This is a genomic window from Prauserella halophila (assembly GCF_024171895.1).
Lineage (GTDB): Bacteria > Actinomycetota > Actinomycetes > Mycobacteriales > Pseudonocardiaceae > Prauserella > Prauserella halophila.
The window spans coordinates 23,274-39,740 of sequence record NZ_JAMTCQ010000016.1 but is presented as its reverse complement, the minus strand read 5'-3'; the positions used below and the strand labels follow the sequence as shown (position 1 = coordinate 39,740).

Sequence of the window (16,467 nt, the reverse complement as noted above, 5' to 3'; positions counted from 1 at the left end):
GAACCAATTCGGTGTCCGCGGCATTGCTCGACCCGCCGCGGGGAGTCATGGGCCGGTGAGCCCGTCGACGATGGCGTCGGTGTTGGCGCGCATCATGGCGAGATAGGTCGGCGCGCCGCCGTCCCGACCGGTGAGCGATTCCGAGAACAGCGAGCGCACCTGCACGTCGACGCCGGCGCGGTCGGCCAGCACGTTCGCGAGCCGGTCCGGTTGGGCCGCATCGGCGAAGATCGCCGGAACACCCGCCTCGCGCACCGTGCCGGCCAGGTCTTCGAGGTCCGAGGCGCTGGGCGAGGCCAACGTCGTTCCGCTGGGGATCACCGCGCCGAGCACGGTGAAGTCGTAGCGCTGCGCGAGGTAGCCGAACACGTGATGGTTGGTCACCAGCGTGCGCCGGTCGTCGGGGATGCGGTCGAACCCTCGGCTCATCCGGTCGTCGAGCTCGTCGAGTTTCGCCAGGTACGCCGCCGCGTTGTCCCGCACCGCCCGCTCCTCGATTCCGTCTACATCGGACACGATGTGCTCGGTGATGCGCTCGACGGCGGTGCGCATCCGGTGCGGATCGGTCCAGAAGTGCGGGTCGGCCTCACCGGCGGAGCCGCCGCCGGAGAAGCGGATGGGGTGCACCTGCTCGGCCACGGCGAGGTCCGGCACGCCCGCCTCGACCGCGGCGTCGACGTTGCGCTGCACCCCCTCCTCCAGTCCGAGTCCGTTGTGGACGAGCAGGTTCGCCTGTTCCACGATCGCCGACTCCCGGGCCGAGATCGCGAACGAGTGCGGATCGGCTCCGGGCTTCATCAGCACCGTCACGTCGGCCTCGTCACCCGCGATCTCGCGGGTGACGTCGCCGAGGATGTTGGTCGTCACGACGATTCCGCCGGGCCCGGCACCGGCCGCCGAGCAGCCGCTCAGCACGAGCACGCACACCGAGGCCAGTGCCGCCGCCACGACCGCGGGGCCGCCACCTCGCGCGCTCATCGGCCGGTCTCCACGAACCGCGAGGGCGTGACGCCGACGTCGAACGTCCGGGCGACGCGCAGCTCGTCGTGGTAGTCGATCTCGTGCACGGTCGACGCGGCGGGATCGTTGACATAGGCGCGCTCGGTGTCGGCCGCGATCGTCACCCCGTCGGGCACGTCGCCGTCCAGCAGCGTCGCCGTCGCGGTCTCCTCCCCCGTCCCGGCGTCGTAGGCGTGGAGAACCCCGTCGCGGGTGAGCACCAGCAACGGGCCGTCGGCACCGGTGGCGGTCACGGCCGCGGCGGGCCCGCTCTCCGCACGCGTCCACCGGCCCTCGCCGGTGTCGAGACTCCAAGCACCGTCGCGGCCCGCCACGGCGCCGAGCGTCCCGGAGCCGGGCCGCTGCCGGAACGCGCCCGCGCGGGGCCCACCGTCCGGGTACGGCATCTCCTCCCCGACGAACCCGCCGTCAGCGCCGTCACCGGCGTCGACGAGCACCGCACCGCCGGCGCAGCCGAACACGACCCCGCGGTTCGTGACGGCCGCGTCCTCCGGCTCCCTGCAGGCCGCGCCGAGGTCGGCGACCTGCCCGCCGTCGCGCTCGCGCACGGTGATGCCGTCCCGGCCGGCAACCACGAGGTGCTGTTCGTAGGGCACGGCGACGCCGTCGACCGTCTCGCGCTCGCCGACCTCGCCCGCGTCGAGCTTCTCGCGGTCGAGCAGCACCGTCGTGCCGTCGTCGCGGGCGAGCGCGGTGACTTCGCTGTCCGACCACGCCCCGGTGACCGTGCCGTCGAGCGTGCCCACCCGGCCCGCCCGGGTCCGGTAGTAGTGGTGGTGATCGCCGTGCGCGACGGCCCATCCGCCACTGTCGACCACGCGGGTGCGGCCCTGCCCGGCGAGGAAGGCGAACCGGCCGTCGGTGACGGCGCCGGTCACGCGCCCGTCCCCCGGCAGTTCGGTCACGTCCTCGGTCAGCAGGTCGAGGACATGCACGCCCCGACCGTCGGCGTCGGCGAGCACCAGCCGCAGCTGGGGTTCGGCGGCCTCCTCGGCCCCGTCGACGTGGCCGTGCGGAACGGCGGAGGAATCGGGCTGTCCCGCAGGTTCGGCGTTCCCGCCGCAGGCGGTCACGGCAAGTCCACAAAGGACGGTGGTGAACGCGGTCGCGGCGCGGGACCGGATCGCTGGCGTTGTCACGTGCGGTGTCACGGTGTCCTTTCCGGAAGAGGTTCGGGGGAAACGGCGCGTGCCGCGTCGCGGCGCGGGCGCAACCGGGAGAGCAGAACGGAGAACAGAGCGGAGAGGCCGAACAGCGCCACGGCGACGAGCGCGATCGTCGCCCCCGCGGCGGTGCCCGCATGCCACGAGACGAGCAGTCCGATGACCGTGGCGGCACTGCCCAGGAGCGCGGCGCCCACCATGACCAGCGGGAGCCGGTCGGCCCAGAACATCGCCGCGGCAGGCGGAGCCACCAGCAGCCCGACGACCAGCAGCGTGCCGACGACGTGCAGCGACGAGACGATCGCCAGTGTCAGCAACAGCAGCAGCGCACCGTGGGCCACCCGCGGGCGCAGTCCGAGCGCCGTCGCCGTCCGGCGGTCGACGCTCAGTGCGACGAACGCCCGGTGACCCGCGGCGCACACCACGGCGGCGAGCGCGAGCGCCACCCCCAGCTGCAGCAGATCCTGCGAGCGCACCGCGAGGACGTCGCCGAAGAGGATGCTCGTGAGGTCGACCGCGAACGATCCCGAGTACGACACGATGATCACGCCGGCGGCCAGCATGGCGACGAACAGCAGCCCGATCGCGGTGTCCTGCGCGAACCGTCGTGACCGGCCGAGGACGGTGACCCCGCAGGCCATCGCCGCGGCGCTCAGCGCTCCGCCGAGCATCAGATTGCCGCCGGCCAGGGACGCGACGGCGACTCCGGGCAACATGCCGTGGGCCATCGCCTCACCGAGAAACGCCATGCCGCGCACGACGACCCAGGTGCCGGCCAGCGCACAGATCACCGAGACGAGGACACCACCCCACAGCGCCCGCTGGACGAACGAGACCTCGAACGGCGCGATCAACCACTCCACCCGCGATAGCCTAAACTGAAAACGAATTTCATTTCAAACAGGGCCACCGGATGACCGAGGAGAGCCATGACACAGACGAGACAGGACACCGGCGCCACCTCCCGCCGGCACCGCACTGCGAGTGCCGATCCGCCGCCGGGCGCGGCGCCCCGGATGCCCGAGGCCGGCCCGGCACGTTCCGCGGCCGACGGTGTGGCACTCGACGACGTCTCGGCCGGCTACGACGGCGCACCCGTACTGCAGGGTGTGAGCGCACGGATTCCCCGGGGCGCCGTCACGGCGGTCGTCGGGCCGAACGGCGCCGGAAAGTCCACAATGGTCGGCGTGATCGCCGGGGTGGTGCCGGCCACGTCGGGCACGGTGACGCTGCCGCCTGCCTGCAGGCCCGCACTGGTCGTCCAGCACTCGGGCGTGCCCGAACAGCTCCCGATCACCGTGCGGGACGTCGCGCGCATGGGCCGGTGGGCCCACCGCGGACCGTGGCGCAGGCTGCGCCGGGACGACCACCGGCTCGTCGACGACGCGCTCGGCCACCTCGGCATCGCCGACCTCGCCCGCAGGCGGCTCAGCACCCTCTCGGGCGGACAACGGCAGCGAGCACTCGTCGCCCAGGGACTCGTCCAGCACTCGGCCGTCCTCCTGCTCGACGAGCCGACCGCGGGACTCGACGTCGCCGCCCAGGACGCGATCGCCACCGCGCTCCGCCGTGCCGCCGACGACGGAGCCGCGGCCGTGCACGTGACCCACGACCTCGCCGACGCCGATCGCGCCGACCACTGCGTCCTGCTCACCGGCGGTCGCGTCGTCACCGAGGGCCGCCCCGCCGCGGTCCTGACGCACGAGACCGTCGACCACGCCTGGGGCCTGGACCGGTACCACGGCAGGTAGCGCGGTGCGGCACGACGGAACAGCGGTAGACCCGGTCCGGTCACGTACTCCGTTCCGACGCGGAGACCGGGGCCGACGGACTGCGGCGGCGGGGAATCCCGGCGACGACCGCCGACACCGTCACCAGCGCGGCCGCCATCACGACGAAGGCGGCCGCGTCGGTTCCGGTCGTGGCGGTCACGGTGGACGCAGCGGCGAGGCCGATCGCGCCTCCGAACTGCTTCGAGGTGTTCATCAGACCGGACGCGGCACCGGTGTGTCCGGTTCGGACGCCGGTGGTGACGATCGTGGCCAGCGGCGTGCTCAGCAGGCCCCCGCCGATGCCGATCATGATGCTCGGCACCAGGACGGCGACGGCGAACGGCCCGTGATCGAGCACCGCGAACCAGATCAGCCCGGGCACGGCGAACGTGACACCGGCGGCGACGAGACCGCCGGGCGCGTGCCGCTTCATCAGCCGCGGTGTGACCACGAGGTTGACGACCACCATGACCGTGGTGAGCGGCAGGAAGGCCAGCCCGGCCTGGATCGCCGTGTAGCCCAGCTGGTTCTGCATGCGATAGGTCAGGAAGTACCACAGCCCGACCTGGAAGCACGCGGCCGTCAACGCGGTCGCGACGTTGCCGGCCGCGATGGTCCGGTCCCGCAGCAGCGCGCCCGGCACGAGTTTGTGCGGTGTCCGTCGCTGCTGCACGGCCAGCAGTACCCACAGCACGAGCGCGCTTCCGCCGGCCACGACGGGCAGGACACCGGCGGCCGGATCCCCGGCCGCCGACAGCGCGTAGGCCGCACCCGTGAAGGCGCCGGCCGCCAGCACGGCACCGGTCACGCTGATCCGCCCACCGCGGCGATCGTCGACCTTCCACCGGTGCAGCACGGCCGCGGCCACCGCCACGCCGGCCCCGATGGGCAGGTTGATCAACAGGGTGAGGCGCCACGAGATCAGCTCGGTGAGCACGCCACTGGCGATGTTGCCGACCCCGCCACCGGCCACACCGACCGCCGTCCAGAGTGCGATTGCGCGAGTGCGCCTCGGCCCTTCCGCGTGGGTGATCGTCAGGAGCGTGAACGTCGCAGGCGAGACCACCGCAGCGGCGAGCCCCTGCGCCGCCCGTGCCGCGACGAGTACCCAGCCATCGGTGGCCAGGCCGCCGATCGTGCCTGCCAGCGCGAACGCCCCGGCGCCCCAGGACAGCAGTCGCGCGGTGCCGACGACATCGGCCAGCCGCGCCCCCACCAACAGCACCCCGGCGAAGCCGAGGCTGTAGGCCATCGCCACCCACGACGCCGTGATCCGGCCGATCCCCAGCTCCGCCTGGATCGACGGCAGCGCGACGTTCACCACGGACACGTCCAGCACCACCAGCAGCTGAGCCAGGCACGACGTCCACAGTCCGAGTCGTCGCACCGCGGCAACCACCTTTCCTGATACGGATGTATCAAAATTTGATACGAGCGTATCATCGGCGGAGCGAAAGGAGTCGCCGATGCCCGAGAGCGAACGCAGGACCGAGATCATGGAAGCCGTCGAGCGCCTGCTGGCACGAGGCGGTGTCGGCGCGGTGACCATGCGGGCCGTGGCGACCGAGGCCGGCGTGTCACTCCGGCTCGTCCAGTACTACGGCAGAACGAAGGACGACCTACTGAGTTCGACCCTCGATCGCCTCGCGGATCGGAGCATCGCACGGTGGCGCGCCCGCACCGCGCATCAGGAGTCGGGCCGATCGGCCCTCGACGAGGTCCGGGCGTTTCTCGACGAGGCTCTGCCCACCGACGAGGAGAGCACGGGGTTCCACCGGGTCGGCGTGTCCCTCGAAGCTCTGGCGATCACACACCCGGACACGGCGGGACGCGCCTACCGGCGGCACCTCGACGCCCTCGCCGACCACCTCGCCGACACGCTCCGCTCGGGCACGTCCCTCGATGCCGCGCCCCTCGATGCCACGCCCCTCGATGCCGCGTCCGCGCGACTGCTCGCCCTGGAGGTCATGGGGCTCGCGCACGGCCTGGGAACCCTGCTGATGGCAGGGCGGCTCGACCGGCAGGAAGCCGGCGCCGTGACCTCGGACTACCTGCAGCGGCTCCGGCCACGCCTGTCACCGTGACCGTGGACCACCCCGGTGACCGTCTGACCGGGTGGCGGCCGGCCGGGCAGCGCCGACGGCACCGTCCGACCGGCCCGACCAGCTCAGTCCTGCTCGGTGCCCGGCTGCTGGGCGAGGAAGCGCTCGAACTCGGTCGCCAGCTCCTCACCGGTCGGCATGTCGGCGTCACCGACCAGCAGATTGTCCTCCGACGAGGTGAACGCGTCGTACTGCTCCTCGAGCGAGTGCACCACGTTCGCCGCCTCGTCCGATTGCCCGACCTGCCGGTCGACCTCGACTTCGGCACGCCGCGCCGATTCCCGCAGCGCATCGTCCGGCAGCTGCACCCCCGCCACCTTCTGCACCGCGTCGACGAGCGTCAACGCAGCCGCGGGGTAGCGCGACTGCGAGAGGTAATGCGGCACGTGTGCGGCGAACCCCGCCGCGTCGTGTCCGGCCTGCCCCAGGCGGAACTCGACGAGCGCCTCCGCGCTGCCCGGCACCTGGGCGCGGTTGAACGTCGGGCTGAACTGGCGCACCAGTTCCGTCCGCGTCGCGTGCGCGGTCACTCCGAGCGGCCTCGTGTGCGGCACCGCCATCGGGATCCCCTGGAACTGCACGCTCAGCCGGACCTGCCAGCGCTCCACCAGCCGGCGCACCGCCTCGGCGAACAGCTCCCACTCCCGATCCGGCTCCGGACCCGTGAGCAGCAGCATCGGCGTCTCGTCGGCGTCGTGCAGCAGGCGCACCGTCAGCTCCGGCACCTGGTAATCGGCCCAGCCGTCGCCGTCCCACGTCATCGCAGGCCTGCGCGACCGATAGTCGATGAGCCGGTCGACGTCGAATCGCGCCACCACCGGGCCGTCGAACGTCTCGGTGAGGTGTTCGGTCAGCAGTTCACCCGCGTTGCCCGCGTCGACGTAACCGTCCAGGTGGTACAGCAGGACCGCACCGTCGAGCACCGGCACGTCGGAATCGACCACGTACAACTCGTCCGCATCGGCCATGTCGCCACCTCCTCCTCGGCCCATCGCGTCGCGGTCCGCACTGCCCGGCCGTCCTGAGGCGGGGCGCACACCAGCCGCGATGGGTGGTCGCCGGCGCCCCAGTGCGCCTGTCGCTACCGCTGCTTCTTCGGCTTCTTCTCCCTCACCCGCACGTTGATCCGCACCGGCGAGCCGTGGAATCCGAACCGCTCCCGGAACTTGCGCTCGACGAACCGGCGGTAGCCGGCCTCGAGGAAGCCCGTCGTGAACAACACCAACGTAGGCGGACGGATTCCCGCTTGGGTCGCGAACAGTACCTTCGGCTGCTTTCCGCCTCGTACCGGCGGGGGCTTCGCCGCGACCAGCTCCGACAACCAGCTGTTCAGCTGCCCCGTGGACACCCGCTGGTCCCACGACTCCAGCGCCGTCCGCAGGGACGGCGCGAGCTTGCGCACCGCGCGCCCGGTCAGCGCCGACACGTTGACCCGCTCGGCCCACGGCACCCGCACCAGTCCGCGGTCGATCTCCCGCTCCAGCTGATTCCTGCGGTCGTCGTCGACGAGATCCCATTTGTTGAACGCGAGCACCAGCGCGCGACCCGCCTCCGAGACCATCGTGATGACCCGCAGGTCCTGTTCGGACAGTGGTTGGCTCGCGTCCAGCAGTACGATCACGACTTCGGCCGCATCGATCGCCGTCTTGGTGCGCAGCGACGCGTAGTACTCCATGCCGCTGGCCGTCTGGACCCGCTTGCGCAGCCCCGCGGTATCGACGAATCGCCAGTCCTGCCCGTCGAGCTCCACGAGCGAGTCGACCGGATCGACGGTCGTACCGGCGGCCTCGTCCACGACCGACCGCGGTTCACCGGTGAGCTTGTTCAGCAGGCTCGACTTCCCGACGTTCGGCTTGCCGACCAGCGCCACGCGCCGCGGGCCCGCCGCCGGGGCCCGCTTCTCCCGCGGCGCCTCCGGCAGGGCAGCCAGGATCGTGTCGAGCAGGTCACCGGAGCTGCGGCCGTGCAGCGCACTCACCGGATGCGGCTCGCCGAGTCCCAGCGACCACAGGGACGCCGTCTCCGCGATCAGCCGCTGGTCGTCGACCTTGTTCGCCGCGAGGATCACCGGGCACTTCGACCGGCGCAGCACCTTCGCGACCGCCTCGTCGGTGGCGCTCGCCCCGACGGTCGCGTCGACCACGAGCAGCACCGCGTCCGCTGTGGACATCGCCAGGTCCGCCTGCGCGGCCACCGAGCCCTGCAGACCGTCGGCGTCCTGCTCCCACCCGCCGGTGTCGACGAGCGTGAATCGCCTGCCTGCCCACAGGGCGTCGTAGGCCACACGGTCGCGCGTCACACCCGGCACGTCCTGCACGACGGCCTCGCGGCGTCCCAGGATCCGGTTCACCAGCGTCGACTTGCCCACGTTCGGCCTGCCGACCACGGCCAGCACGGGTTGCGCGCCGACGACTTCCCCGTCGTCGGCCCCGGACTGAGCGCCCAGCTCGTCGAGGCGGGCGAACTCGGCCTCATCGGACCACGTGCCGTCCACCTCGCCGGGGGGCGTGCCGTCTGCTTCGGTCATCGCTACTGTTTCTCTTCTCTGTCGCTGTGCCTGGCCGCGTCGACGCGGGAGACCAGGTCGGCGAGCGCTGCGCGGATGTGCTCGGTCGCCTCGGCCAGTCCGCTGCGCCCGCGGCCGACCTCCAGTGTGAAGGGTTCCCCCGCGACCACGTCCACTGCGGGGCGCAGTCGCCTGCGCGGCAGCTCCGGCGGGCGCAGCGTGCCGCGCACCACCACCGGCTGCACCACCGCACCGGAGTTGCGCACCAGCCATGCCGCGCCGTGATGCGCCGAGGCCACCTCACCGGCACCGCGGGTGCCCTCAGGAAAGACTCCCACGAGCCCCCCGGCGGACAACACGCCGGTCGCCGTCGTCAAGGCCGTTCGGTCGGCCGCTCCCCTGGTCACCGGCACCTGGCCGATCCGCCGCAGCCACGGACCGGCGACGGCGCCGAACATCTCGTCCTTGACCAGGAACACCGAGCGCCGCGGTACGAGACCGAACAGCAGCTGCGGTTCGATCATCGTGCTGTGGTTGGCGACGAGCACCACGGGCCCGGTGCGCGGCACCCGCTCCATACCGGCCACGCGCACTCGGTACGCCGGCCGGTACAGGTGCCGCCCGACCATCCTGCCCAGGTCGTGCAACCACGGCACGGCTCCGGCCGGCAGCCCGCCGGAGCCTTCCGGAGCCGCGGATCCGGTCACCGGCACGGCTCCGCCACGTCCTCGTGGTCCTCGTCGAGCAGTCCGCGCGTGCCGGCCAGCTCGGTCAGCGCCACGAGCACCTGGTCGATCGACAGGTCCGACGTGTCGAACTCGACCGCGTCGTCCGCGGGCCGCAGCGGCGAGGCCGCCCTGCTCGAATCCAGCCGGTCACGGCGCTCGACCGACGCCAGCACCGCGGCCTGGTCGGCCTCCCTGCCCGCCGCAGTGTCCTGGGCGCCGCGGCGGGCCGCACGCACCGCGGCCGACGCGGTGAGGAACACCTTCAGCGGTGCATCCGGCACCACGGCCGTCCCGATGTCACGCCCGTCGACGACGATGCCACCGCCGCGGGCGGCCACGTCCCCGATGAGCGTGCGCTGCCGCTGCACCAGCAGTTCCCGCACCTCCGGCACGGCCGACACGGCCGACACGGCGGCATCGACCTGCGGCGTCCGGATCGACTCGCCGACGTCGGCGCCGTCGAGCCGCACACTCGGCCGGTCCGGGTCGGTCGCCACGTCCAGCCGCACCGACCGCGCGAGCGCGACGACCGCATCGGCATCGTGCGGGTCGGCCCCCGCCTGCAGGACGGCCAGCGTCACCACGCGGTACATCGCACCCGTGTCCAAGTACCCGGCGCCCAGCTCGGCAGCCAGTCTCCGCGCCACCGTGGTCTTCCCCGTCCCCGACGGCCCGTCGAGGGCGACCACGCCGTGTAGGGCTCCCGTCACCGACGTCTCCTCGCTACTCGCCTGCGTTCGCGCACACACCACCCGGTCGGGTCACCGCTCGCGTGTTCCCGCAACCGCGGTCCGTGCTGCGCCGCTGTCCCATTCTGCCCGGTCGTCACTGCCGACCGGCACGCAGGCGCTGCGACAGTTCGTCGACCACCAGTGTCGAACGGTCGACACAGCCCGTCCGGTACGCGGCACGTCCCATCAACTGCGACAGCACCGGCGCGGTGATGACCTGGAACAGCCCGGCCAGCGCGAGACCGGCCGCGTAATGCGGCTCGAGCCGCACCGCGGTGCCGGCGAGGATCAGCAGCAGCCCGAGCGTCTGCGGCTTCGTCGCGGCCTGCAGCCTGCTCAGCGTGTCCGGCAGCCGCACCATGCCCCACGCGCCGATCACGCAGAACAACGCGCCGGAGACGAGCAGCCCCGCGCTGATCCAGTCCCGCACGCTCACCGGTACTCCTCCCTCCGCTCGACGAGCCGCACCACCGAGATCGTGCCCACGAAGCCGAGCAGCGCGACCACCACGATGAGGGCGATGTAGATGCCGCGCGACGACATCGCCATCCCCACCGCCGTGCCCGCGACGATCAGCACGACCAGCACGTCCACGGCGAGAATCCGGTCGAGTGTGCGCGGGCCGCGCACGATGCGCAGCATGGTCAGCAGGCCCGCCACTCCCAGCAGGCCGAACGTGATCGCGAAGACGATGCTCATCGATCCTCCCGCTCCTGGTCACCGTGGTCCGCCTCGCCGGAGCGATCGGCGCCGGTACGGCGGCGCCGCTTCGCCTCCTCGGCACGGCCGGCCGCCGCCGACGCCTCCTCGTCGCCCGCGACCGCCCACACCACGGCCCGCTGCATATCCAGGACGTCGTCGACGGCCTTGTCCACGTCCGGTCCGGTGTGCACCCCGGTCACGTAGACGTACCAGATGCCGCCGGGGCGATCGATCTGCAGCACGAATTTGCCGGGCGCCAGCGATACGACGTTCGCCGCCGACGCGATGACGTGGTCCACATCGGACAGCACGGGCACGTGGACGATCGCCGCCGACACCGAACCGCCGTTGCGCACGATATCGGCCAGGAACCGCAACGCGGAGCCGAACAGATCCACGACGACATACAACGCCACCGTCACGAGCCGCAGCGGGCGGCGGAAGATGTTCCACCGGTGGGACGGCAACGGGAACAGCACCAGCACGACGAGCGCCACCAGCGTGCCGTAGACGAGGCTCGCGACGTCGAACGTGCCCCACAACAGCAGCCATACGAGCACGAGCCAGATCAGCAGCGACGGCGCGACGCGGGTGCCGGGCAGCGTGCGCTTGGCCATCAGCGACCCTCCTGTCCGAGCACCGCCGAGCGGTACCCCTCGTCGTGCAGCAGATCGTTCGCGGCGCGTTCGCTCATGGCGGCCAGCGGGCCCGCGAACACGGCGATCAGTACGCTCACCACGACCAGACCGCCCGTGGCACCCAGCATCGCGCCCGACGTCGAACCCGTGCCGACGGTCACGTCGTCGTTCGGATCCGGATCGGGCTCCGGCAGCGCGGGCTTGCCCCAGAACACGCCCGCCCAGATCTTCGTGACCGCGTACAGCGTCAGCAGACTCGTCACGACGGCGCCCGCCGTCACCGCGAGGGCCACCGGCGTCCCGACGTCGGTACCCGCCTGCAGCAGCGCGATCTTCGCGACGAAGCCCGACAGCGGCGGAATCCCCGCCAGGCTCAGGGCCGGCACCGCGAACAGGACGGCCACCACCGGATACGCCTTCGCCACGCCCGACATCGCCTGCAGCGACACGGTGCCGGTGTGCCGGGTGACGAGACCGCTCACCAGGAACAGCGCCGCCTGCACGGTGATGTGGTGGACGACGTAGAGGATGACGCCGGCCAGCCCGATGACCGTGAACAGCGCCAGCCCGAACAGCATGTAGCCGATGTGGCTGACGAGCAGGAACGACAGCATCCGGTTGAGGTCGTTCTGCGCGATCGCCCCGAGCGCGCCGACGATCATCGTCAGCAACGCGACGACGAGCAGCACCGCCCAGCTGTCGGTGTGCACGAACACGAGCGTCTGCGTACGGATCAGCGCGTACACGCCGACCTTCGTCAGCAGGGCGGCGAACACCGCGGTGATCGGTGCGGGTGCGGTCGGATAGCTGTCCGGCAGCCAGAAGTGCAACGGCACGAGCGCCGCCTTGATCCCGAACACGATGACGATCAGCAGCGCGAGGCTCGACTGCACTCCGGGCGGCAGACCCGCGATCTTCTCCGGCAGCGCAGCGAGGTTGACCGTGCCCGTGGCGGTGTAGACGAGCGCGATCATGGTGATGAACAGCAGCGACGAGGTGAGGCTGACGATCACGTACGTCATGCTCGCCCGCACCCGGCGCGCGGTCACCCGTCGCGTGATCAGCACGTACGACGAGGCGAGCATGATCTCGAACGCCACGAACAGGTTGAACAGGTCCGCCGTCAGGTAGGCCAGCGACACACCCGCGCACAGCATCAGATACATCGGGTGGAACGTCGTCGAGGCGGCCCTGCGGCCGAAATCGGTGATGCGCTGGCCGACCGAGAAGATCAGCACCGCCAGGGTCACGAGCGCCGAGACGAGCAGCAGCAGGGACGCGAGCCGATCGGCCACCAGGGTGATACCGAACGGCGGTCCGTAGCCGCCGAGCTTCAGCACCACGGGCCCCGCGCTGTCGGCCTCGACCAGCAGGACACCGGCGACCACGGCGATCACCGTCAGCACGACGACGCCCAGCGTCCGCTGCACCATCGGCGACCGCCCCGCGACCAGCGACAGCGCGGCCGCCAGGAGCGGCAGCAGCACCGGGAGCGCGACCAGGAAGCTCATCGGATTCCGGCCTCCTCGTCGGTCTGCCCCGGACCGGCCTCCGGCGCCTCGGGCGCCTCGAACCCGGCCACGCGCTCGCTCTCGCCCACCTCGGCCTCGGCCGCCTCGTCCTCACGTTCCCGCGCAGCGCGCTCGGCCGCGGCGACACGACGGTCCTCCACGTCGTCCTGCACCTCGTCGTGGCCGAGCAGCGCCCACGACCGGTACGACAGCGCGAGCAGGAAGGTCGTCAGGGCGAAGGTGATCACGATCGCCGTCAGTGCCAGCGCCTGCGGCAGCGGGTCGACCATCGCCTCGATCACCGCGGTGCCCACGAACGTCGGCTCCCCCGGCGGGCCGCCCGCCACCTGCAGGAACAGGTTGGCACCGTGCCCGAGGACGACGATGCCGAGGATCACCCTCATCAACGAGCGCTGCATGAGCAGGTAGAAGCCGATCGAGTAGAGACCCGCGAGGGTGACGGCCATCGTGATGTTGATGGTCATGGTCGCCTCACCTCGTCGTCGCCGAACCCGTCGAACTCGTCCGCGCCCACACCGCCTTCGGCGTCCTCGGCCTCGTCGGCGTCCCCGGCGTCCCCGGCGTCCCCGGGATCGTCGGGGTCCTCCGGGGCGTCGGGGTCCTCCGGCGCCTCGCTGTCCACGCCGGGCCCGCCCCGCTCGGTGCCCGAGCCGACCGTGCGCAGCAGATCCACCACGACGCCGATGATCAGCAGATACACGCCGAGGTCGAGCGCCAGATTCGTGGTGACCTTGAGTTCGCCGAGCACGGGCAGTTCCAGCTTCCACACCGCCGAGGACAGCACGAGCTCGCCGAACAGCACCGGCACCAGTGCGGTCGCGACGGCGATCGTGAGTCCGAGTCCGATGACCACCGGCGGTCGCAGGCGCACCGCCGTCGCCAGCTCGGCACCCCCGCCCGTCACGTATCGCAGCACGAACGCCAGCCCGGCCACGAGGCCGCCGCTGAACCCGCCGCCGGCGTTGTGGTGGCCGGCCAGCAGCAGATACACCGAGAACACGAGCACGGTCGGGAAGAGAACCCGGGCGAGGACCTCGAGCAGCATCGACCGCGGCCAGCCGCCGGCCCGCTGTTCGGTCATGAGCCACTGGTCGCGCGGGGTGTCCCACGCCGTCCAGGGCGTAGGCTCACGCGACGGTGCGGTGGGACCGGGATCGCGGTGCTCGCGGTCGTCCGCGGACTCGGAGCGCTCGGTCACGACGTCACCTCCGGATGCGCATCGCCCCGGCCGGTGTCCCCGGCCTCGGCGCCCGTGTCGCTGCCGCCCTGCCGGGTGCGCCTGCGCGAGCGGGCGAGGATCAGGCTCGCCGCCCCGGTGGCGGCCACCGCGAGCACGGCGATCTCGCCGATGGTGTCGAACGCGCGGAAGTCCACGATGATCGCGTTGACGACGTTCGTCGCCCCCGTCTCGTCCTCGGCCCGTTCGATGTACTCGCGGCTCGCCTCGGGCATGCCGTGGGTGTACCCGGAGTACAGCACCGCCAGGACCGCGACGAACGTACCCGCGACGCCGGCGACGGCGGCCTTGACCCACCGGCCGGGCACGTACGGGCGGTCCTTCGTGAACCGGGGAGGGAACCGCCGGATGACGAGCACGAACACGACGAGCGTGAGCGTTTCGACGAGGAACTGGGCCAGTGCCAGGTCCGCGCCGCCGTCGACGACGAACCACGCGCCGATGCCGTAGCCCACGACCCCGGTCAGCAGCACGGCGGTGAGCCGGCGCCGGGCGAGCAGTGCCGTCGCCGCGGCGGCGAGTACCAGCACGGCGAGCGGCACCTGAAGCCAGTTGTCGAACAGCCGCAGCTGCCCGAACTCGGCACCGCCCGCCAGCACACCCGCACCCGGCACGACGACCAGCGTCGTCAGGATCACGCCGAGATACACCGGCAGCGAACCGACCTGGATGCGGCCGGTGACCCCGCGCGCGACGTGTTCGAGGCCGTCGACGGAGGCGCGGTACCAGTTCTGGGCCTGCAGCGGCTCGGGCAGCCGCCCGCCGAGCCGCTGCAGGCCCGCATACCGGTGCACGAGGTAACCGGCGACGATGATGCCGGCGCTGATCGCCAACGGCGGCGTGACGCCGTGCCACAACGCGAGGTGGTAGTCCGGACCCGGGCCGAACGAACCGGCGTAGCCTGCGAGGACCGGTTCGGCGATCCCGGGCACGAGCCCGAGCACGAGCCCGGCGAAGGCGGGCAGCGCGACCAGGCCGGTCATGACGCGCCCGCAGGGCGCCGACGGCGGGGGTTCGACGTCCGGCTTTCTCGAGAACGCGCCGCGGAGGAAGCGCAGGCTGTAGGCGACCGTGAGTACGGAGCCGAGGACGACGCCGGCGCAGGCGACCAGGCCGGCCGCGCCGGCGTGCAGCAGCGCCTCGAGCGCCGCCTCCTTGCCGACGAACCCGAGCAGCGGCGGCAGTCCGGCCATCGACAGCAGCGCCAGCGTGGCCAGCGTCGTCAGCACGCGCCACCGCCTGCCGAGACCGGACAGCTCCCGGATGTCCCGGGTGCCGGTGCGTTTGTCGATGATGCCGACGGTGAGGAACAGCGCCGATTTGAACAGCCCGTGCGCGAGGATCAGTGTGCCCGCGGCGAGCGCCGACAGCCACGTACCGGTGCCGAGCATGATCATGAGAAAGCCGAGCTGGCTGATCGTGCCGTAGGCCAGCAGTGTCTTCAGGTCGTACTGGCGCAGCGCGCGGAACCCGCCGAGCAGCATCGTCCAGATGCCGCACCCGACGATCGGGATCCACCATGCCGGCTGGTCGGCGAACCCGGGCGCGAACCGGGCGACGAGGTACACCCCCGCCTTCACCATCGCGGCCGCGTGCAGGTAGGCGCTGACGGGGGTCGGCGCCACCATGGCGCCCGGCAGCCACGGGTGGAACGGCGCCTGCGCCGATTTGGTCAGCGCTCCGAGCAGGATCAGCAGCAGCGCCGCCGGCACCACCCCGCCGCCGGGAGGGTCCGCCAGGATCTCGGAGATCCGCAGCGTACCGGCCGCCGTGGCGAGCAGCAGGAGCCCGAGCAGCATCGCCAGCCCGCCGAGCGCGGTCACCAACAGCGCCTGCGTGGCGGACTGGCGGAGGCGTTTGCGGATGCCGTCCCCGCCCACGAGCAGGAACGAACACACCGTGGTGAGCTCCCAGAACAGGTACAGCGAGATGACGTCGTCGGCGAGGACGAGGCCGAGCATCGCGCCCGCGAAGGTCACCAGCAGCGCCGAGTCCCGCGCCGCGGTGCGGCGATCGCCGACCTTGGCGTACCCGGCGTAGTAGCAGAGCACCACCGTGCCGACCCCGCTGATCAGCAGGATCAGCAGCAGGGCCAGCTCGTCGAACCGCGTCGTGAACTCGAGACCGATCGCGGGCGCCCAGGCCAGCGTCTCCGACGGCGGCACCGCCGCAACCGCGTCCCCCGCCCGAGTGAATGCATGGACCAGCGTGCCTGCCGGGACGAGCGCACCGACCACGAACGCCGCGCGGCCGTACCGGCGCGCGACGAGCGGGAGCACGGCAGCGAGCGCGAAGTGCGCCACGATCGCCACCAGCACCCGGCCTCACCCGCTCCC

General features: G+C 72.0%; 17 protein-coding genes. 2 read left to right on the top strand and 15 right to left on the bottom strand.

The genetic code is table 11. The features are described from left to right. Nucleotides 1-45: 45 nt before the first annotated feature. From aztC to aztB, 3 genes are read right to left on the bottom strand one after another with little or no spacing between them, the layout of a single operon-like run. A complete protein-coding gene (gene aztC, locus LY41_RS22950) occupies nucleotides 46-978 on the bottom strand; it encodes a zinc ABC transporter substrate-binding protein AztC (protein WP_253866534.1) in 933 nt (310 codons plus the stop codon). Beyond that, on the bottom strand, nucleotides 975-2,159 hold the full coding sequence (locus tag LY41_RS22945) for a WD40 repeat domain-containing protein (protein WP_253866532.1): 1,185 nt from the start codon (nucleotides 2,157-2,159) through the stop codon (nucleotides 975-977). Before LY41_RS22945 ends, aztC begins: the two co-directional genes overlap by 4 nt. Nucleotides 2,160-2,167: 8 nt before the next feature. Next, nucleotides 2,168-3,046 (bottom strand): zinc ABC transporter permease AztB, encoded by an 879-nt coding sequence (aztB, locus tag LY41_RS22940; protein WP_253866530.1) that lies wholly within the window; start codon nucleotides 3,044-3,046, stop codon nucleotides 2,168-2,170. A gap of 66 nt (nucleotides 3,047-3,112) precedes the next feature. On the opposite strand from aztB, the gene aztA reads away from it, so the two are divergent. Further along, a complete protein-coding gene (aztA, locus tag LY41_RS22935) occupies nucleotides 3,113-3,934 on the top strand; it encodes a zinc ABC transporter ATP-binding protein AztA (protein ID WP_253866528.1) in 822 nt (273 codons plus the stop codon). 40 nt (nucleotides 3,935-3,974) lie between these two features. Here aztA and LY41_RS22930 read toward each other — a convergent pair whose 3' ends face one another. Further along, entirely contained in the window at nucleotides 3,975-5,342 is a 1,368-nt protein-coding gene (locus LY41_RS22930; protein WP_253866526.1) for an MFS transporter, read from the bottom strand. Nucleotides 5,343-5,421: 79 nt separating this feature from the next. Between LY41_RS22930 and LY41_RS22925 the strand changes: the two genes are divergently transcribed. Next, nucleotides 5,422-6,039 (top strand): TetR/AcrR family transcriptional regulator, encoded by a 618-nt coding sequence (locus tag LY41_RS22925; protein ID WP_253866524.1) that lies wholly within the window; start codon nucleotides 5,422-5,424, stop codon nucleotides 6,037-6,039. 83 nt (nucleotides 6,040-6,122) lie between these two features. On the opposite strand, the gene LY41_RS22920 is transcribed toward LY41_RS22925, so the two are convergent. From LY41_RS22920 to mbhE, 11 genes are all read right to left on the bottom strand, one after another. Then, nucleotides 6,123-7,025 carry a proteasome assembly chaperone family protein gene (locus LY41_RS22920; protein WP_253866522.1) on the bottom strand — a complete coding sequence of 301 codons (903 nt, stop codon included), beginning with the start codon at nucleotides 7,023-7,025 and terminating at the stop codon, nucleotides 6,123-6,125. Between the two features lie 113 nt (nucleotides 7,026-7,138). Then, on the bottom strand, nucleotides 7,139-8,584 hold the full coding sequence (der, locus tag LY41_RS22915) for a ribosome biogenesis GTPase Der (RefSeq protein ID WP_253866520.1): 1,446 nt from the start codon (nucleotides 8,582-8,584) through the stop codon (nucleotides 7,139-7,141). A gap of 2 nt (nucleotides 8,585-8,586) precedes the next feature. After that, on the bottom strand, nucleotides 8,587-9,192 hold the full coding sequence (locus tag LY41_RS22910; protein WP_253866720.1) for a lysophospholipid acyltransferase family protein: 606 nt from the start codon (nucleotides 9,190-9,192) through the stop codon (nucleotides 8,587-8,589). Between the two features lie 74 nt (nucleotides 9,193-9,266). Then, entirely contained in the window at nucleotides 9,267-9,980 is a 714-nt protein-coding gene (gene cmk, locus LY41_RS22905) for a (d)CMP kinase (RefSeq protein ID WP_253866718.1), read from the bottom strand. A gap of 136 nt (nucleotides 9,981-10,116) precedes the next feature. After that, nucleotides 10,117-10,458 carry a monovalent cation/H(+) antiporter subunit G gene (gene mnhG / locus LY41_RS22900; protein WP_253866518.1) on the bottom strand — a complete coding sequence of 114 codons (342 nt, stop codon included), beginning with the start codon at nucleotides 10,456-10,458 and terminating at the stop codon, nucleotides 10,117-10,119. Next, the gene (locus tag LY41_RS22895) at nucleotides 10,455-10,721 is read right to left on the bottom strand and encodes an MrpF/PhaF family protein (protein WP_253866516.1); all 267 of its coding nucleotides are present in this window, start codon (nucleotides 10,719-10,721) and stop codon (nucleotides 10,455-10,457) included. The genes mnhG and LY41_RS22895 overlap by 4 nt, the downstream gene beginning before the upstream one ends. Next, nucleotides 10,718-11,341: a Na+/H+ antiporter subunit E gene (locus LY41_RS22890; RefSeq protein ID WP_253866514.1), complete on the bottom strand. Its 624-nt coding sequence runs from the start codon at nucleotides 11,339-11,341 to the stop codon at nucleotides 10,718-10,720. The genes LY41_RS22895 and LY41_RS22890 overlap by 4 nt, the downstream gene beginning before the upstream one ends. Beyond that, the gene (locus LY41_RS22885) at nucleotides 11,341-12,873 is read right to left on the bottom strand and encodes a Na+/H+ antiporter subunit D (RefSeq protein WP_253866513.1); all 1,533 of its coding nucleotides are present in this window, start codon (nucleotides 12,871-12,873) and stop codon (nucleotides 11,341-11,343) included. Before LY41_RS22885 ends, LY41_RS22890 begins: the two co-directional genes overlap by 1 nt. Beyond that, nucleotides 12,870-13,358 carry a Na(+)/H(+) antiporter subunit C gene (locus LY41_RS22880; protein WP_253866511.1) on the bottom strand — a complete coding sequence of 163 codons (489 nt, stop codon included), beginning with the start codon at nucleotides 13,356-13,358 and terminating at the stop codon, nucleotides 12,870-12,872. The genes LY41_RS22885 and LY41_RS22880 overlap by 4 nt, the downstream gene beginning before the upstream one ends. Further along, nucleotides 13,355-14,092 (bottom strand): MnhB domain-containing protein, encoded by a 738-nt coding sequence (locus LY41_RS23950; protein WP_308292299.1) that lies wholly within the window; start codon nucleotides 14,090-14,092, stop codon nucleotides 13,355-13,357. The genes LY41_RS22880 and LY41_RS23950 overlap by 4 nt, the downstream gene beginning before the upstream one ends. Next, the gene (mbhE, locus tag LY41_RS22870) at nucleotides 14,089-16,449 is read right to left on the bottom strand and encodes a hydrogen gas-evolving membrane-bound hydrogenase subunit E (RefSeq protein ID WP_253866509.1); all 2,361 of its coding nucleotides are present in this window, start codon (nucleotides 16,447-16,449) and stop codon (nucleotides 14,089-14,091) included. Before mbhE ends, LY41_RS23950 begins: the two co-directional genes overlap by 4 nt. Nucleotides 16,450-16,467 lie beyond the last annotated feature (18 nt).